The sequence below is a fragment of the Marinomonas sp. SBI8L genome (assembly GCF_001624705.1).
In the GTDB taxonomy this organism is placed as follows: Bacteria; Pseudomonadota; Gammaproteobacteria; order Pseudomonadales; family Marinomonadaceae; genus Marinomonas.
This window is the reverse complement of sequence record NZ_JSEO01000004.1, coordinates 1-18,763: the sequence shown is the minus strand read 5'-3', so window position 1 is coordinate 18,763 and position 18,763 is coordinate 1. Positions and strand designations below refer to the sequence as shown.

Sequence of the window (18,763 nt, the reverse complement as noted above, 5' to 3'; positions counted from 1 at the left end):
TTATGATGCCAGAACTTAAAATTACTCAACTACGCCATTTTGTTTGGGTTGCTGAGCTTAAAGGCTTTCATGTGGCTGCTGAGCGGGCCCATAGAACTCAGCCTGCGATTTCTTTATCGATAAAAGATTTGGAAAGTAAACTGGGTGAGTCTGTTTTTGAAAAACGTAAAACTAAGTCTGCTAAGGCTGAGTTGACACCTTTTGGTGAACTGTTTTTACCTAAGGCAAAAGAACTCATTGCTCATCATGATCGTATTGCGCAAGACATGATGTTGATGGCCGATCATAAAGCAGGACATATCCGACTAGCTTCTGTCCCTTCTATAGCAAGTCAGGTTTTACCTGAATTGCTACTTGAGTTTGTTGCGGATGCGACGGAGCTGAATGTCAGTTTCTTTGATGATAACTCTGATGCCGTTCTTAAAATGGTTGAAAATCAGCAGGTAGATTTTGGTATTGCCAGCTTATTTCATGAAGAGGAACATCCCGATAAAACCTTTGAAGCTATCTGGGAAGATCAGATAGGCGTTGTTTGCCCTAAAGATCACCCTTTAGCTGAGCTTAAGGGGATTCATTGGAAAACATTGTTAGAACATAGGTTTATTAGTAATGGTACTTCGCGCTTGCTAGAAGACAGTGAGGCTAGCCCTTTACTTGGCCGTTCACAGTTCTATATTTCTAATATGATCTCTTTAATTGCCATGCTTGAAGCGGGTGTAGGAATTACAACCTTACCTCGATATGCCTTCCCTAAAGAGAGCTCAACTTTGTGTTTTATCCCTTTGGATACACCTTTTGTGGTGCGCAAAATTGGTTTAGTGCAGCTTAATAACAAATCTTTATCACCTGCTGCGAGTGCGCTTGTTGACTTTATTTTGAGCAAGGCAAAGCGCTAATTGGCTGTGTTTGTTTGATACTGGTCAAAGAATTGAAAAGAGCTCATTTTTTTATAAAAGGGTAAAACCTAGGAAAAGTAATGGTTTGAGGTGTTTTGATTAGAAAAGCTTATCTAATGATATAGCTTTTTGATTTGATGGGAGAGGGCGCATGATCAATGATGAGACCATCAAGTGAAACATGAATGTCTATTCACTAGGAAGACAATTTTCAATTACTAAAATAAGAGAGTGTTTGCCATGACCACGCCCGCCGCGATTGACTCCTCGTTAAGAGGAAATAATGCGTTGCCACTTCGGCCTATCGACCAGGTAATGGATTTGGAGCGATTAGGTGCTATGCATCAAAGCCGATTAAGCTTTATGCGCATCTTGGTTCGCCATGTGATGCGCGAGCGTTGGCAGATAAATATGACGACCATGTCTTTAAATGACGAGGGCTATGGTACGGCTATTTATGAAATTCAAACACCTCATGACCTGTTTAGCTTTGTTATCTTTTCTGATTATCTGTCTCCAGATGAGAGAAATGATAGGGTAATCGCTTCAAAATGGGATCTCACAATGGCGCTGGTTGCTGGTAAAGTGGATGAGGTTTACGTTGAAAGCTTGCGCCAAAATGTCCCTAAACAAGAAGCGGGTCGAGTTGATTCCCGTGTCTTTGTCTTATCACGTGCTAACCGAAGTGCACGTAACTTTGAATACGTTGTTGATCAATTAGCGAACGGCGGTCAGCCGGACATTAATAAGATAGCTAAAGTGGGCTATTTATATCGTACAACGGCTGTTTACGGCAGTGGTAAATTAGGCATGGCGGATTGGGAGAAGGTATCTACTCGCTGGCCTGATTTTGCGCGACCTTTCTCGGCAGAAATGTTCGTGTGCTTCATGTTGAGAAATTTTAGTTTGTTCCAAGCTGAGCATATTGCTGAAAAACGTACGCCAGCGACTTATAACCCAATGAAACCAGAAATTAAGCGCTACTTTGGTATTGGTAACTCAACAGGTTTAGGCATGGCGCCCTATCTCATGAACCATCCTCTATTAATTAACCAATGGGTTGAGATGCGTGAGCTTGCTTTAGCAAGAGTGAGGTTGCTTGGGCTTTATGATGAAAATGCAAAAGAGAAGCTAGAGCGTTTAATCAGCCGTGTACAAAGCCATATGGCTGAAACAGAAACGGAAGACGAGTGGCAAACAAACAATAATATTGCTGTTTTGGCAGATCTTGAACAGCTAAAAGCACGTCTTGACCTTGGTGTAGACAGCTGGAATAGCTTGATTGTTTGGAGTGAAGAGGCTTGCTCTTTGCAAGGGCAAGAGCTTCTAGTCTCTTTGTTATTAGAGCTTCACCCTGAGTTGGTTGACGACTTAGAGGGCTATCATGGTTCTGAAGAGTTTTTAGATCTAGACCCAGTTATGCCGCTGCAAACACTTAAACAGGTGATTGAAACTCGTTATGCATGGGCACTGAAAATAGACTTTAGTGAAAGTGGTTCTAGAGATATTTTCTGGTACAGATCAGAAGAGAAGATGGAGCCAAGATTAGGTCAAGCGGCGACCGAAAAAGGGAAAGATAAACAAATGGCATTAGGTGTGGGTTATGCCGTACGTAAATGCTATGACCAGCTGTGCGAATATATTAATGAATTCCCAGAACATTCAACCGCTCGTTTTATGGTTACTAAGCCTAAATTGAGAGGCATTGTTAGACGTATTCAAAGTATGAACCGTTGTGTTTATGGTGATATTCAGGCTAACTTGCTTGATAAAAATGTACTTCCTATGCATTTGCTAAGAGCCAAACTTGCCTTCTTTGGGGTGAGTAAATTTGATCCTAGATCCAAACTTTGGGTGCGAAATACCATGTTTCAAGGCGCACCTTTATTAGAAGATATTGGGACTAGTTTTAATGATGATTGGTTTATGCCATTGGCGCCAAAAGCAGAGGAGAATGTCTAATGCATGTTTCTATGAATGAGTTGAAAGCGGCTTTACGACGTTGCTTTGAAGCGGCTAACTATTTTGTTGGTAATTACGAAGATGCTGCCAACATGATCCTATGGCTAGAAAAGCATGGCTTAAATGGACTGCAAGAATTACAAAGAACCTTGCCTTATATTAAAGAAGATAGATATAAGGATATGAGTACCGTCATCTATGAAGATAGCACCTCCGCTACTATTGATAGCCATGGCCGAAGTGCGCTGAACTGTATTGCTTCAGCGGTTGATCTAGCCCATGCAAAGGCACTTGAATGTGGTATTGCGACTATTAGTGTACACAATTGTCATAACCGTAAGTTCATACTAAAAGCACTGACTGATTGTGGCCGTCGTGGTATCAGTGTGGTGGCTTACTGGCGCAATGGATCGGACGTGGTAACTGAATATACGGCTGCTATTAATGCTGGTGCGCGTTACCCTTCTTTTAGCCAAGCTGTGACTAATCTTGAGAGCAATGAGCAGGACAAGCAAGCATTGACCATTATTTGTAGTTCTCGAGTTGATTTAACTTCTTCTTTGCAAAACTCAAATGATCATCAAACTCGATTCCATATGAGTGCGAAAGAGATTGCGAAAGAGAAAGAGAAGACCATAGATAATGGTATCGAAATCGATGAAAAACTTTGGCAAGAAATCAATCAGATCGGTGCGGCTGTTTTGGTAGAGAACTCTGAACAGTCAAGACAGGGTGCTGGTGCAAGTTAAACTGAGTCTGTCTATAAACCACAGAAAAGGGAGTTAAATGCTCCCTTTTTCTGTTTTTGCTTATAGTACTATTGACCTTTTATCCTTAGCGATTGTGATCTTGGGCATTCTTGTTCAAGCAAGGATAGGGATTGGTTTTGCGCTTTTAAGTGCGCCTCTACTTTTCATTATCAATGAAAGCTACATGCCTGGCCCTATTTTAATTTTGGGCTTTACCTTGTCTCTTTTATTGTTCTTTAGCGAAAAACAAAGCTTATCTCTCAAAATAGTTTTACCTGCTATCGCTGCTCGCTTTCCCGGTTCTTGGTTCGGTGTTGTCATCCTTATTTACCTCCCCCAATGGCTACTTGGTATGGCTATCGGGGTGAGCCTTTTGTTTGCTTCGCTACTTTCTTTTATAAAATTATCCATTCCTTTAAACGCTAGAAACCTGTTTTTAGCGGGTTTCTTTTCAGGCTTTTCTGGCACTATTACGTCTATCGGCGGGCCGATTATGGCGCTTATTTATCAAAATGAATCGCCAGTTAATACGCGTAAGGCTTTGATCAGCTTTTTTTTAATTGGCACACCTATTTCTATTCTTTTGCTAGCTTTAGCTGGAGAGCTTAGCCTGCAAGCCTTTGTACTGAGTGTGAAAATGATGCCGGGTGTGTTGATAGGTTTTTTACTATCAAGGTATAAACTTTTTGCGGTGATCTCACCTAGTAAAAAAAGTATCATTTTTTTATCGATATTTTCAGCCTTCATTATTATTAGCAAAAGTTTACTAACATTTTATGAATAATAATTTTCTCGCCTTACAAGATGATGAGTGATTTAAACCTTCCTAGGAGATTATCATTTTAATCTCATTGTCTTTTATGACAAAAATTAACACTTTTTAGGTCTCCTCACTTTTACTTTTTGCCTTTACTGCTACGCTTAATTTAAGACTATTTTTGAGCTTTCATTAGATAGTGAGTTTACCTAATGGGCTTTGAGGTGTGCTCGCAGAGGTTAATTTATTCAATAAAATTAAGGGTGAGATAATGGATATATCTTAAATGCAATCTATACTGCCTCATTGTATATATTTAAATTTTCGAAGAGAAATTGGGCTATTTAATTTGTTATGGACTGGTTTTAAAACTTAATTAAATCAATTGTTTATTTAATTTCACCGATTGAGTTTTAAAATTTTAAGGAGGTTCCATGGATAGGGCGAAGATGCTTTTTGGTGTCGTTGTTGCACTTCTTGCTGGCATTGCTTTGGTTTCAACTGGCTATACCTATGTAGCCGTTGTAGTCAGTACCTTAATATCTGTTGTTTCAATGAAATTTTTTCTTACCAAAAATCCTCCTTCTGAAGTGTCAGATGAAAATGAAGCTGAGCCTGAAGAAAACCCTGTAAATGAAGTGAGTAATGAAGAGGTAAGTGAATCTGGCATGCTTGGCTTAGTGCAAGAGATTCACCCTGTTTTGCAAGAATGCCAAACAAATCTTGATGGTATTTTTGAAACTCAAAAAGGGGCGGTTGAGCTTTTAACTGAATCTTTCGCTGATTTTAATCGACTTATGGAAGAAGAGAATGAGTGTATTCAAACCTTAATTAAGGTGGGTAAAAGTGAGGATAATCAGGATGAGCAATACAGTACTGCAATGAAGCTATTTGCAGATAATACAGGTAAAACCCTATCTAAATTTATAAATACAACCGTTGAAATGTCTGCCTCTTCCATGGAATTGCTGCAAAAAGTAAATACCATTGCCGAAGAGTTGCCATTGGTTGTATCCGCTTTAAAAGACATAGATCAAATCTCTTCCCAGACAAACTTATTGGCACTAAATGCGGCGATTGAAGCCGCTAGAGCGGGAGAAGCTGGAAGAGGTTTTGCTGTTGTAGCTGATGAGGTAAGAGCTCTGTCAAATCGCTCATCTGGGTTCAGTGAATCAATACAATCAAAAATTAGTAGTATTTGTAATCGTATAGAAGACTTGTCTGAAGGGGTTAAAATTCTAGCCTCTCAAGATGTTACTTATATCATGGACTCTAAACGTTATATGCAAGATGCTCTGAAGAAAATCATCGAGAAAGCAGAGTCGGATGAAGAGGTAACAGATCGCTTAGATGGTATTTCTTCTCAGCTTGAAGATTCAATTCATAACGCCATAAGAGCGCTACAGTTCGATGATATTAATAGTCAGAATATTACTTTTACCAATGAGACCTTGGCTTTCTTATCTAAAGAGCTTGGTTCATTAAACTTTAATGACTTTGAGTCTGTTAAAAATGATGTTCACTCTTATGCTGAAAAAATTAAACAAAGGCAAGATACTGCAAGGAACCCTGTTTCTTCTACTGACATCGAAAGTGGAGAAATTGATTTATTCTAAATTAAAAGGTGATTATTTTATGAGTGATACCAATGTAATCTCATTACCCGATAAATTTGATTTTAGTTTTCATAAGGAGTTTACGAAAAAATATGATGATTCAATTATAAATGCCAGTGTTTCTGAGATAGTGCTTGATTTTAGCCGAGTAAGCTACCTTGATAGTTCTGCCTTGGGAATGATGGTTTTATTATATAGAAAAGCTCAGGCATGCAATAAAAAAGTAACTGTAAAAAACGTATCGGGAAAAACAGCTGAGATATTGAAAATGGCTAATTTTCAAAAACTATACGCTTTTGAGTGAGATTTTAAGTATGAATGACTTAATCGTTAAATTATTACTTGTAAGTAATGATTATGCTGTCGATTCTATAATGAATGATGTTTTTTCAAGTAATAACTTTGAATTAAATGTCTTTAATACATTCTTTGAAGCAAAATTAAAGGAAAAGACAAAAGACTATTCTATGATCATTATTAATGATGACATGTTAAGTGATGAGTCCTTGTTTTCTTTTGTTTTAGAGTTTTCATCAAAGTATCCCATCATTATTGTTACTGACAAGGAAGAAGAAAAAAATATTGATAAATATTTTAAAATTGGAATATCTGATTATTTTATCAAGCCTTTAAACTTAAAGCTTTTCTGGTGTAAAGTTAAGAAGATACTTGATGATGATGTGCAAAGGAAAAAATCAAAAGAGGAATCAAAGCTCTTAGGTGAGCTTATGCATCAACATAAAGTTGAAGAAAGTATCGCGTATTATGTATATAACCATATGATAGGCGAGGAAGATAAACCCGACTTCTTACACTCTTATACTCTTTCCGCAGATAATTTTAGCGGTGATATTCAACTGCACTCACAGTCACCCTCAGGTTCTCATTATATTTTATTAGCGGATGCTACTGGTCATGGCCTAGCGGCAGCAATCAGTGTTTTCCCCTTGGCTTCCATCTTTAAGTCCATGATAAGTAAAGGCCACTCTGCTGAAATGGTACTTGAGGAGTTAAATTCAAAACTGGGTGATTATATCCCTCCAGACCGATTTATATCGGCGATTTTAATTGAGCTAGACCTTTATAGCCAGCAATTGAAGGTATGGAATGGTGGTATGCCAACAGTGCTTATCTATGCCGAAAATAATATGAAAGAAAAAGAAGCAGAATCAGAAAATATGGCACTTGGCATTTTAGGTGAGAAGGAGTTCGATACTAACTTTTTAACTATGCCTTTGCCTAAAAAAGGCTTTTTATTCATGTATAGCGATGGTTTAACAGAGCAGTGTAATAAAGTGGGTGAAGAGTTTGGTGAGCAGAGAGTCTTTGAGGTGATTAATAAAACCTCGGTTGAAGTATTAGTCGATAGCGTTATGGATAAAAGCAATTCATTTAGAGGAAATATGCCTGTAAATGATGATATTTCAATTTGTGTAATAGATTTCGAGAAAATTTAATAAAAACATCAATGATTAATGGCAAAAATTAAAATGTGAATCTAACCTTATTTATATAATTTCATTGTGGATTATATGTGTTTTTTATTTCGATGGAGTGAGATATATATGAGCAATAATTTATTAATTGTTGATGATTCAGCCTCAGTTAGGCAAATGATTGAAGCGACATTAAAATCTGCAAGTTACACAGTGACTTCTGCTAAAGATGGAAAAGAAGCACTGGACCTCTGTAAGACAAAACGTTTCGATTTTGTCTTAACCGATCAGAATATGCCGAGAATGGATGGTTTAACTTTAATTAAATCATTACGTGCCTTGGATGCCTATAAACGCACTCCACTGATTATGCTAACAACAGAAGCTGGTGACGCTATGAAAGCACAAGGCAAGGCTGTTGGCGCAACGGGCTGGATGGTTAAACCTTTTGATCCGAAAAAACTCCTACAGGTTGTTGCAAAAGTTTTAAATTAAACAGGGATGTTTTATGACTATCGATATGAGTCAGTTCAATGATGTTTTCTTTGAAGAAAGTCAGGAACATCTTGATGAAATGGAGCACTTGTTGATGGAGCTAGATCTTAATGATCCAGATCCAGAAGCATTGAATAGCGTGTTTAGAGCTGCCCACTCAATAAAAGGTGGGAGTGATATCTTTGGCTTTAAGGCGTTAACTGGCTTGACTCATGTAATGGAAAACTTACTCGATAGAGCCCGTAAGCAAACAATCAAATTATCTGTTTCTATTGTTGATCTTTTACTCGAAATGATCGACGTCTTGAAGTCGATTTTAGCCTGCTATCGAAATGATTCTGATATTGATTGGGAACTAGTCGGTACCAGTACTCGCCGTTTAGAAGATGCCGTTAAAGTTACTTCTGAAGATGAGCCAGTAGACGAGTCTGATAATGAAGGGGATTTCGGCTTTTTTGAAAGTCCCATTATCAAAGAGGAAGTCGAAGAATTTGGTTTTTTTGAAGATCCACAGGCATCAAAAGTCTCTGCTTCTGATGACGAAGACTTCGGGTTCTTCGAAGATGTTGAGAATAAAGACGTTAAGGAAGAATCTAATGACGATGAAGAGGGTTTTGGCTTCTTTGATCAAGATGAACCTGCTTTAGAGGAGAAAGCAAAAGCTGATGATAAAGAGGTTGTGCAAAGTAACAATAGTGAGCCACCTGCAGAAATTACTTCCCAGGAAAAAGAGCCTTCTAATTCTGTTGCCTCTGTTGTTAAGAGTGTTCCTAACCCCGTTGCTAATGACGCTAAAGTTGTCGAAGCAAAAGCAAATGATGTACCTGCAACAACTAAACCAGCGGCTACACCTGTTAAAGCGGCTCGAAGGCCTCTTAAACCTGTAGAAAAAACACCAGAATCCTCCACTATTCGAGTCGAAACATCTAAGGTGGACACCTTAGTCAATTTAGTCGGCGAGCTTGTAATTACTCAATCTATGCTTGCCATGATTGAAGAAGAAGTGGATGAAGGTGTTAGTGAAAAAATGCTCATCGCTTTAGTCGAGCTTGAAAGGAATACCCGAGAAATTCAAGAAGCTGTCATGTCTATTCGAATGCTTCCTATCTCGTTTGTGTTTAACCGCTTTCCGAGATTGGTGAGGGATTTATCTAGCAAACTCAATAAAACAGTAGACCTCAATTTAGAAGGCGCAACGACTGAGATTGATAAAAGCTTGATTGAAAAATTGGCTGACCCTTTAACTCACCTAGTTCGAAATAGTATTGACCATGGCATTGAAGTGCCAGAAGAAAGAGCCAAAGCAGGTAAAACCGCAAAAGGAACCATCACGCTTAAAGCTCAGCAGAAGGGCGGATCTATTTTAATTAGTATTATCGATGATGGTGCGGGCCTTAATCGTGAAAGAATCTTAAATAAAGCGGCTGAAAATAATATTCCGTTACAGAAAAACTTCCAAGATAGTGATGTTTGGAATCTGATATTTGCACCAGGTTTTTCGACTGCTGCTGAGGTAACTGACGTATCAGGCCGCGGTGTTGGTATGGACGTGGTTAAGCGGAATATCGAATCTTTAGGTGGCCGAATTGAAATTGAATCGACAGCCGGCCAAGGTACCGCTTTTCACATACATTTACCGCTAACTTTGGCGATTGTCGATGGTATGACAGTTGATGTAGCGGGTGAAATCTTCGTTGTTCCTCTCGTTAATATCATTGAGTCAATTCAGCCAGATCAAACTCAAATCAGATTAATTAAAAACGAACCTTTGTTATGGGTGCGTGGAGAGTACTGGCCAATCATCCCCTTAGGTAGTTGTTTGTCAGTCAGTAATGCGATTGAGGACCCTTCTAAAGGCATTGTCGTGTTAGTTGAAAGTGCTAAAAAGCGTTTTGGCTTATTAGTGGATGATCTTGTTGGGCAACAGCAAGTTGTTATTAAAAGTTTAGAAAGGCATTACAAAAGAGTTCCTGGGGTTGCTGGAGCAACAATTATGGGTGATGGCAGTGTCGCGATGATCTTAGATGTCGAGTCTCTCTCTCATTCAGTCACTTCACAAGAATATGTTCAACAGGCGGAAGCAATATGAATCAAGCTTCAAATGAAAAAGAAAACTTAATCATGGATGGGCAAGAGTTCTTAACCTTCATTTTGGGGGAGGAGCATTACGCCTTAGATATTATGACAGTGAAAGAAATTAGAGGGTATGAGGCGGTAACCAAAATAGCGAATGCGCCACCATTTATTAAAGGTGTTTTAAATTTACGTGGCGACATTGTACCTATTATCGACCTTAGAATTAAGTTTGAAGTCGGTCAGGTTACTTATGATGATTTTACCATAGTGATTATGCTGAACATTGCTAATCGTGTGGTGGGAATAGTCGTTGATGGTGTATCTGATGTGATTAACCTGTCAATGAATGATATTAAACCGGCACCTGAGTTTGGGGTTGCTTTTGATAGCCAGTATTTACATGGATTAGCAAGGCTAGAAGATCAGATGGTTATATTGGTTAATATTGAAGCTTTGATTTCAAGTGATGAGCTTGGGCTATACGAGAGTAATCGTGATTTAGATATTAGGGAGAATAATAATGAGCTGGCTTAACAATTTTAAGTTATCAACAAAAATGTTGTCACTTGGTTTACTCGCTCTAGTGGCAATTGCATTACCAACAGGCTTCTTTATAAAGACAGAGGTCGTGCTCATCGATGTTTTAGAAAAAGAGTTGGCAGGGATAGAGCCTATTAGAAAGTTGATGAAACTTGAAGGCTTGTTTCAAGGTCACAGGGGCACAAGTGCAATTTATTTAACGAATGAAGATTCAAGCAAAAGAAATATTGATGAAAGAGCTGAAAGCCTTACTAAGCATTTATCCGAAATTCAACCTTACTTCCGTGAAGTCATGCCTAACACGGAAATCAATGAGCGCTTAAGTACTCTTGCATCTAGCTTTGCAACATTAAAATCTGAAGTTCGTAACAATAATATTTCCCAAAAAGAATCATTTGATCAACACACGAAAATGATTACGGAAATTAGCTCTAAGATGATTCCAAATGTATCTGAGTTTTTCTATCTCAGGTATGACCCTGCTCCTGAAACTTATCATTTAGTCATTGCATCTAATGATGACTTACCCAAAGTGTTAGAAGGGATTGCCCGTTTAAGAGGGATTGGTGCTGGTGTTTTAGCCGAGGGATATATCAGTGCTGAGCAAGCTGGTTTGCTTCATGTTGCTATCGATAGTGTCGTAAGCTCATTTTACTTCTTAAGCCACAATATTGAAGTTTCCATTGCGTCTTCGAGTGATCCTGAAGTCTTTTCGCTAAAAAGCGAAGTTGAAAAACTGAATAGAGAGTTTCAAGAGTTTGCCAATTTGATTGATCAAGAGATCTTTCAAAAACAAGCTTTAACTTATCCGACGAATCAATTTTTCGAAGATGCGAATCGAATGATGAATGATTTTGACCTTTTCGCTGAGCATACTAATAAAGTTTTAGAAAAGCGTTTAGAGGAGAAAGTCACAGAAGCTTACTGGCTTTTATATGAAGCGGTTGTATTTATTTCAGTATTAATCATCGTTAGTCTGGTGTTAGGGCTAGCCATAGTACGATCAGTGATTAATGGTGTTAATCAAGGGGTGAGTACTGCAAATAGTATTTCAAATAATAACTTTGAACATAATTTAAATCTAAAGCGTAAAGATGAGTTTGGCTTACTCTTTAATTCTTTAGCTACTATGGCTGAGAAACTAAAGTTGGCTGAAGTTGAGGCAAAAAGTAATTATTCCATTAAACAAGCGATTGATAATAGTGCTACTGCTTTTATGATGGCTGATGAAGAAAATAAATTGTTTTATGTAAATCAAACTACCAAAGATTTATTTAAAGACTCTCAAGATGATATTCGTCGGTGGGATCCTGACTTTAATGTTAATTCTTTGATTGGCATGCCTTTATCTAAGTTGACGAGCCCAGAGAAATCGGTCGAATTTGTGTCTGCTTTTAGTAAAATGACGGAGAATATTGAATCTAGAACAAGCATTGGTGCACGGACTTTTAACCTTAATGCCAACCCTGTTTTGGATGAAGCGGGGGCTCATATTGGTTCTTGCATCGAGTGGGATGATATTTCACAAAAGCTTATAACTGAAGAAGAGACAGCGCGAGTCCTGGCCTCTCTAAATTGTACGACAACAAACGTTATGATCGCTGATGCAGATAGAAATATTTGTTACATGAATGAAAGCGTAATGGCCATGTTGCAAGACTCAGAGTCTGACTTGAGAGCTGTTTTACCCCACTTTAATTCTGCCACCGTACTTGGTAGCAATATTGATATTTTTCATGCAAACCCTGCTCATCAGCAAAACTTGCTTGAAAAATTACAATCAAGTTATACCTCTCAAATCAAGGTTGGTAGAAGACACTATCGCCTGATAGCAAACCCAATTGTTTCTGAAGACGGTGTTCGTCTTGGTTCTGTTGTTGAATGGCTTGATAGAACATTAGAAGTTGAGGCCGAAGAAGAAATCGCCATGTTGGTCTCTGCGGCGGTAGATGGCAATTTCTCCGAAAGAGCAAGTACAGAAAATAAATCTGATTTTATGTTATCTATGGCTGAAGGGCTTAACCGTTTATTGGAAACTGCCGATGTTGGTTTGAATGATGTTTCCAGAGTATTGCTAGCCTTGTCTGAAGGTGACTTAACGGAAAAAGTTGAAGCAGATTATAAAGGTACCTTCGAACAACTTAAGAATTACTCAAATCAAACTACAGAAAACTTAGCCCGAATTATAGGGGAAATACGAACAGCAGCAGATACGATAAATACAGCATCTGTTGAAATTGCCCAAGGTAATGCTGATCTTTCAAACAGAACTGAACAGCAGGCGGCAAGTTTAGAAGAAACCGCTTCTAGTATGGAAGAACTGACAGGTACAGTTAGGTTAAATGCTGATAATGCTAAACAAGCAAACTCCTTGGCTTCCAAAGCTTCGGAAGTGGCGGTTGATGGTGGAGATCTCATTCAGCAAGTTGTTCAAACTATGGCATCGATAAATGAATCCTCACAGAAAATTTCTGACATTATTGGTGTTATTGATGGCATTGCTTTCCAAACGAATATCTTAGCTTTAAATGCAGCGGTAGAGGCTGCTAGGGCAGGCGAACAAGGTCGAGGCTTTGCTGTTGTTGCATCAGAAGTAAGAACTCTGGCACAAAGGTCTGCGAATGCTGCGAAAGATATTAAAGCTTTGATTTCTGATTCGGTTAATAAAATTACCGATGGTAATGCTTTAGTAGGGCGCTCGGGCGATACGATGAAAGAAATAGTGACATCTATTAAAAGTGTCAACGATATTATGTCGGAAATTGCTGCGGCTTCTGCTGAACAATCAGCAGGCATTGATGAAATAGGTAAAGCAGTTACTCAAATGGATTCAATGACACAGCAAAATGCGGCATTAGTTGAACAGGCAGCTGCGTCAGCAGAAAGCATGCAGCATCAAGCTGATCAACTAACTTCTAGGGTGGCCACATTTCAATTAACTGATACTGAAGATGTGGAAAAGGAAGAGCTAAAAAGTGTTAAAAAGTTACCTTCTAAATCGAGTGAGAAGATAGTAAGAAGGCCTGCGCCACAAGCTATTCAAGCTCAACAATCTGAAGATGAATGGGAAGAATTCTAATTGTTAAATTTAATCAAGGATGATGACAAGCATGAGTTCTTATATACCAATGAGGACTTTGAAAAAGTTAGAGTATTTCTCAATAAACTAACTGGCATAAACTTGGCCGATAGCAAGGACGCTATGGTCTATAGCCGGTTAGTTCGAAGAGTAAGAGCTCTTAATCTATCAAGTATTGCTGAGTATCTTGACTATGTTGCTGCTAATGCCCATGAAGAACAAAACTTCATTAATGCATTAACAACGAATTTGACCTCCTTCTTTCGAGAAGAGCATCATTTTAAAGTATTGAAAGATTACCTTAATGAAACACCAGGAGTTAAACGGATTTGGTGTGCTGCTTCAAGTACTGGTGAGGAGCCTTACTCCATTGCCATCAGTGTTGTAGAGGCACTCGGCAAGTTCGATACAAACATTGAAATTATCGCTTCGGACATTGATAGTAATGTTTTAGAGACAGCTAAACAGGGGGTTTATCACGAGTCTCGAATTCAGTCTCTCAATTTATCCATGAAGAAGCAGTTCTTCCATAGAGGGACAGGTTCAAACAAAGGGTTTGTAAGGGTGGTGCCTGAGCTAAGAAGAATGGTTAAATTTCGGCAGATAAATCTTTTAGATAGTAAGTGGCCAATAGACTTGCCTGTAAATATTATTTTTTGTCGAAATGTCATGATCTATTTTAATCGTGAAATGCAGGAAGCTTTGTTAACTCGTATGGTTCGTTTGCTTCCAAAAGATGGTTTATATGTTGCTGGTCACTCGGAAAACTTTTCTTATTTTTCACACATCGTTTCTGCTGTTGGCAAAACGACTTATAAACCAGCTTAAAGGAGTGCATCTGGATGTCTTTTGATTTCGATAATGTTCATGTTGCCTCTCATCAGTTTTATGATAACAACTTTAATGAAAATGCGATCAAGGTGTTACCTGGTGAATATTATGCCACCAAGGAGAGAAAGCTGATTGTTACAGTACTCGGGTCCTGTGTGTCCGTTTGTTTAAGGGACCCAATGACAGGGATTGGAGGAATGAATCACTTTCTATTGCCGACTGATGAAAGAGGGGACTCTGGCATGTTAACAGCCTCAGCACGTTATGGTGTTTATGCGATGGAAATATTGATAAACCACTTAATGAAGCTTGGGGCGAGGAAAGAGTATTTACAGGCAAAAATTTTTGGTGGAGCGAATGTTCTACCGGGAATGCCAAATTCAACCGTTGGTGAGAAGAACTCGGAATTTGTTCGTCTTTATTTATCGAAAGAACATATAGAAGTTTACAGTAGTGACCTTCAAGGTGCTCAACCTCGAAAGGTTTTCTTCTTTACCGATACAGGCAAGGTGCTTATTAAAAAGCTTAAGTCTGCCCACATTGCTCCTCTTGTAAATAGGGAGTCTGTCTATCAAACGGACATTTCTAGTCATACTAAAACTGGAGATATCGATTTATTTTAATTCGCTCTTAGTAAAAGGATTTTTATGAAGATTAAAGTTCTAGTAGTAGATGACTCAGCATTAATACGAAGTTTGATGACTGAAATTATTAAAAGTGCTAGCGATATGGAGCTAGTAGGAACCGCACAAGATGCTTTTGTGGCTAGAGATTTAGTCAATAAATTTGCACCTGATGTGATTACATTAGATATAGAGATGCCTAAAGTTGATGGGCTTACCTTTTTGAGCCGACTCATGAAAGCAAGGCCTACGCCTGTAGTCATGATGTCGACTCTGACTCAAGAGGGTGCGGATGCCACCTTTAAATCAATAGAGCTTGGCGCAGTTGATTTTATCGCTAAACCAAGTTTGGATGTTGTAAATGGGATCAATCAATACTCTGGGCTTATACTAGAAAAAATACGTACTGCTAATCAAGCAAATGTGAGGCGTAAACCAAAGCAAATTAAAGCCCCTCCCAAAATTATTAATAATAAAAAGGCGACTAAAATTATAGCTATTGGAGCATCTACTGGTGGGACTGAAGCAATACGTGAGCTCTTAGAGCAGTTTCCTGCAGACTCTCCTGGAATAGTGATTACGCAACATTTGCCTTCTGGGTTTACTCAATCTTATGCCAACCGTTTAAATAGACATACTCAATTAAATGTTTTTGAAGCCAAAGGCGGTGAGGTTATTCAGCCTGGTACTGCCTATTTGGCACCGGGTGGAAAGCATTTAACTATAATCAAAAGAGGTGGCCATTATGTGACTCAACTTGATGATTCAGAAAAAGTTTGTGGTCATAAACCTTCGGTTGATTTGATGTTTAATTCATTAGCTGAATTTGGAATGGACAATGTAATCGCCATAATCCTGACAGGGATGGGAAAAGATGGTGCTCAAGGCATGAAAAAAATCTACCAAAACGGTGGTTTTACTATCGCTCAGAATGAAGAAACTTGCGTTGTGTTTGGAATGCCAAGAGAAGCGATAAAGCTAGAAGTAGTACACAATGTATTAGCGTTAGAAGATATTGCTGCGAATGTGTTTAATTAGGATGTGTATATTTGAAGAATCTTGAATTGGTTGCGGGAGCAGGATTCGAACCTACGGCCTTCGGGTTATGAGCCCGACGAGCTACCAGACTGCTCCATCCCGCGACGAATGAGGCTATACAGAATTAAATGGTTGCGGGAGCAGGATTCGAACCTACGGCCTTCGGGTTATGAGCCCGACGAGCTACCAGACTGCTCCATCCCGCGACAAATAATCTATATTGTATTCTGTATGGTTGCGGGAGCAGGATTCGAACCTACGGCCTTCGGGTTATGAGCCCGACGAGCTACCAGACTGCTCCATCCCGCGACTAATACAGATTGTTTAAATTTGGTTGCGGGAGCAGGATTCGAACCTACGGCCTTCGGGTTATGAGCCCGACGAGCTACCAGACTGCTCCATCCCGCGACAAATTTAAGGCGTTGATCCAATTAGAAAAATAATTGGTTGCGGGAGCAGGATTCGAACCTACGGCCTTCGGGTTATGAGCCCGACGAGCTACCAGACTGCTCCATCCCGCGTCAACGAGGTGCGTATTATAGGGAGAGCCAATTGAGAGTCAAGAGATATTTGAAAATGGTTCAATATAAATTGATTTAAGGGATTTTTGAAAACCTAAATCAGCTAGAAACTTGTCTATACCATTATGTATTGACTGTACGTGTCTTGCTTCATTTGCGCTTTCTTGCTTTTGAGGTTTCGTGAACCCCTTCCAAACTTTAATTTTATTAATAAGCTCTATGTCTATTGAAGAACTAACATTTTCATATAAAGGATGCTTTTCTTTGAAAGGATGCTTTTCTTTGCTTGCCTTAGTCCTCAGCTTTTGGCCTACATGTAAACTGGGAATGCCATAGCTAGCGGCATAGTTAGAGAGACGATAGATATCATCTACATCTGTTGAGATAATCATAAAATCAACATCAGAAAACTGACTCTTTAATCTTTTATTGGAAGACTCACTATTAATATATTTAAAGGTCAAACCCTGCTGTAGAACTAGGTTTGCTAAAACCGGTCCAATAGGGTCTGCTTTAATGATACCGATACAAGTATTTAGTGTGTCCTTGATAATGTTAGGAGGTAAGTAATAATTACTCTTGCTATTAAAGCTTAATGACCAATTACAATGAGCTGTAAATGTTTTTGTTACTCTATCTATTTTCTTTTTTACATTCGCAGATTGTTCGAGCTCATCAGGTAGGTTATTACAAATAAGAGGCACTTTTAGCGTTGGCTTTATTAGCTTAGCAAGCAGGTTAGATTGACTACCAAAACTTATGATAATGTCGGCATTATGATGATGCACTGCATTTAACAAAGCTCGCATACCATATTGGCATCTATCTATACCGTTAAAATCCTGGTCACAAAAAGAGAGGAACCTTGGCTCAATTTCATAGTCAGAACAAATCTCTTTAAAATGATCAATAAAAAAATAAAGGTGTTTCGGTGCGTTTCGAGCGTCCCAAACAAAAAGGACTCTTTGCATTAAGCTTTCTCAGTTTGATAGTTTAGTAACACTATTACGATTGTCATTATGCAATGTAACAAAATTATAAAGGTAACCTAATGTTTAATCAGAGTAAATTACAAGCTATTAAAGCTGCGATTGTTCCTCAAAATGAAGCGCTGCCAGGTCGTAATGAAGAAATGAAAATTACAGCGGTCCATGCTGTAAATAATCAAGACATGAAAAAAAGCCTGCAGGCAAATGAAGAACGTATCATTTTAGGTATGGGGTGCTTCTGGGGAGCTGAGAGAAAGTTATGGAATACACCTGGCGTTACAGTAACTTCAGTTGGATATGCTGGTGGCTATACATTAAATCCGACATATGAAGAGGTATGTTCAGGAGCAACCGGACATGCTGAAGTTGTGAATGTTATTTTTGATCGTGACTTAACAAGCTTGGATGCAGTATTAAAGGTCTTCTGGGAAAATCATAACCCAGCAGAAGGTATGAGGCAGGGTAATGACATAGGTACCCAATATCGTTCTGCAATATACACAACTGATGAATCACAACAAGAGGTTGTTGAAAAGTCTTTAAACGCCTATCAAAAAGGACTGGTTGAATCTGGTTATGGTGAGATCACAACTGAATGCGCGATGATAGATACTTATTATTTTGCTGAAGAGTACCATCAGCAATATCTTCATAAAAACGTAAATGGATACTGTGGTCTTAAAGGAACAGGTGTTACTTGTTCTATATAAAGCATAGTTAGTGATAAGTTTAAGGTTGGTGCTTTTCTGGGCTCTCTAACAAATTTCAAATTAATTAGAAAATATTCAAAAAAGTACTTGCCTTAAAAAATCATGTGCGTATTATACGCCTCCACTGACACGGGGTAGCAAACAAGACTACACCGACAAGTTACCAAGTAACTCACTATCTTACACAGATAAGTCAGACGCTCTTTAAAATAGTTAATCAGATAATTTGTGTGGGCACTCGCTAGAGACTTCAGCAAGTTGTTCGAGTTGTTAATTGTTTATTCAATTGATGTTCGAATGACTACAAAAAAATTGAAGTCTTACGAGAGTCGATACTAAAACGCTTTATGTTTGATTCATTAGATTGGATCGAGTTTTAAAGTCAGCAGTAAAGATTTGAGTGAGCAATGATTTTAAACTGAAGAGTTTGATCATGGCTCAGATT

The 18,763-nt window shown here is 38.6% G+C and carries 16 protein-coding genes and 5 tRNA genes; 15 read left to right on the top strand and 6 right to left on the bottom strand.

What is annotated here, in order from left to right; genetic code table 11:
- Nucleotides 1-2: 2 nt before the first annotated feature.
- The 14 genes from OA91_RS06340 (at nucleotide 3) to OA91_RS06275 (ending at nucleotide 16,098) form a co-directional block, all read left to right on the top strand.
- Nucleotides 3-896, top strand: a complete 894-nt coding sequence (locus tag OA91_RS06340; RefSeq protein ID WP_046017061.1) for a LysR family transcriptional regulator — start codon at nucleotides 3-5, stop codon at nucleotides 894-896.
- A 240-nt stretch (nucleotides 897-1,136) separates the two neighbouring features.
- A complete protein-coding gene (locus OA91_RS06335) occupies nucleotides 1,137-2,858 on the top strand; it encodes a hypothetical protein (protein WP_046017062.1) in 1,722 nt (573 codons plus the stop codon).
- Nucleotides 2,858-3,607, top strand: a complete 750-nt coding sequence (locus OA91_RS06330; RefSeq protein WP_046017063.1) for a DUF3726 domain-containing protein — start codon at nucleotides 2,858-2,860, stop codon at nucleotides 3,605-3,607. Before OA91_RS06335 ends, OA91_RS06330 begins: the two co-directional genes overlap by 1 nt.
- Nucleotides 3,608-3,644: 37 nt before the next feature.
- A complete protein-coding gene (locus OA91_RS06325; protein ID WP_063337297.1) occupies nucleotides 3,645-4,391 on the top strand; it encodes a sulfite exporter TauE/SafE family protein in 747 nt (248 codons plus the stop codon).
- Nucleotides 4,392-4,798: 407 nt separating this feature from the next.
- The gene (locus OA91_RS06320) at nucleotides 4,799-5,980 is read left to right on the top strand and encodes a methyl-accepting chemotaxis protein (RefSeq protein ID WP_082827810.1); all 1,182 of its coding nucleotides are present in this window, start codon (nucleotides 4,799-4,801) and stop codon (nucleotides 5,978-5,980) included.
- 19 nt (nucleotides 5,981-5,999) lie between these two features.
- Nucleotides 6,000-6,284: an STAS domain-containing protein gene (locus OA91_RS06315; RefSeq protein WP_046017065.1), complete on the top strand. Its 285-nt coding sequence runs from the start codon at nucleotides 6,000-6,002 to the stop codon at nucleotides 6,282-6,284.
- 10 nt (nucleotides 6,285-6,294) lie between these two features.
- Nucleotides 6,295-7,437: a SpoIIE family protein phosphatase gene (locus tag OA91_RS06310; protein WP_063337296.1), complete on the top strand. Its 1,143-nt coding sequence runs from the start codon at nucleotides 6,295-6,297 to the stop codon at nucleotides 7,435-7,437.
- A 108-nt stretch (nucleotides 7,438-7,545) separates the two neighbouring features.
- Nucleotides 7,546-7,911: a response regulator gene (locus tag OA91_RS06305; RefSeq protein WP_046017067.1), complete on the top strand. Its 366-nt coding sequence runs from the start codon at nucleotides 7,546-7,548 to the stop codon at nucleotides 7,909-7,911.
- Between the two features lie 13 nt (nucleotides 7,912-7,924).
- Nucleotides 7,925-10,000 (top strand): chemotaxis protein CheA, encoded by a 2,076-nt coding sequence (locus tag OA91_RS06300; RefSeq protein WP_063337295.1) that lies wholly within the window; start codon nucleotides 7,925-7,927, stop codon nucleotides 9,998-10,000.
- Complete coding sequence (locus OA91_RS06295; protein ID WP_046017069.1) at nucleotides 9,997-10,521, top strand: chemotaxis protein CheW; 525 nt, start codon at nucleotides 9,997-9,999, stop codon at nucleotides 10,519-10,521. Before OA91_RS06300 ends, OA91_RS06295 begins: the two co-directional genes overlap by 4 nt.
- Nucleotides 10,508-13,606, top strand: coding sequence for a methyl-accepting chemotaxis protein (locus OA91_RS24700; RefSeq protein ID WP_197477754.1), 3,099 nt, complete (start codon nucleotides 10,508-10,510; stop codon nucleotides 13,604-13,606). Before OA91_RS06295 ends, OA91_RS24700 begins: the two co-directional genes overlap by 14 nt.
- Entirely contained in the window at nucleotides 13,607-14,434 is an 828-nt protein-coding gene (locus tag OA91_RS06285; protein WP_082827809.1) for a CheR family methyltransferase, read from the top strand.
- Nucleotides 14,435-14,448: 14 nt separating this feature from the next.
- A complete protein-coding gene (gene cheD, locus OA91_RS06280) occupies nucleotides 14,449-15,060 on the top strand; it encodes a chemoreceptor glutamine deamidase CheD (RefSeq protein ID WP_046017070.1) in 612 nt (203 codons plus the stop codon).
- Between the two features lie 24 nt (nucleotides 15,061-15,084).
- Nucleotides 15,085-16,098, top strand: a complete 1,014-nt coding sequence (locus OA91_RS06275) for a protein-glutamate methylesterase/protein-glutamine glutaminase (protein ID WP_063337294.1) — start codon at nucleotides 15,085-15,087, stop codon at nucleotides 16,096-16,098.
- Nucleotides 16,099-16,125: 27 nt separating this feature from the next.
- On the opposite strand, the gene OA91_RS06270 is transcribed toward OA91_RS06275, so the two are convergent.
- The 6 genes from OA91_RS06270 to OA91_RS06245 form a co-directional block, all read right to left on the bottom strand.
- A tRNA-Met gene (locus OA91_RS06270) sits at nucleotides 16,126-16,202 on the bottom strand.
- A gap of 25 nt (nucleotides 16,203-16,227) precedes the next feature.
- Nucleotides 16,228-16,304, bottom strand: a tRNA-Met gene (locus OA91_RS06265).
- A 26-nt stretch (nucleotides 16,305-16,330) separates the two neighbouring features.
- Nucleotides 16,331-16,407 (bottom strand) — tRNA-Met (locus OA91_RS06260).
- A gap of 22 nt (nucleotides 16,408-16,429) precedes the next feature.
- A tRNA-Met gene (locus tag OA91_RS06255) sits at nucleotides 16,430-16,506 on the bottom strand.
- Between the two features lie 36 nt (nucleotides 16,507-16,542).
- A tRNA-Met gene (locus OA91_RS06250) sits at nucleotides 16,543-16,619 on the bottom strand.
- Nucleotides 16,620-16,657: 38 nt separating this feature from the next.
- Nucleotides 16,658-17,590: a hypothetical protein gene (locus OA91_RS06245; protein WP_063337293.1), complete on the bottom strand. Its 933-nt coding sequence runs from the start codon at nucleotides 17,588-17,590 to the stop codon at nucleotides 16,658-16,660.
- A gap of 80 nt (nucleotides 17,591-17,670) precedes the next feature.
- Between OA91_RS06245 and msrA the strand changes: the two genes are divergently transcribed.
- Nucleotides 17,671-18,318, top strand: a complete 648-nt coding sequence (msrA, locus tag OA91_RS06240) for a peptide-methionine (S)-S-oxide reductase MsrA (RefSeq protein WP_063337292.1) — start codon at nucleotides 17,671-17,673, stop codon at nucleotides 18,316-18,318.
- Nucleotides 18,319-18,763 lie beyond the last annotated feature (445 nt).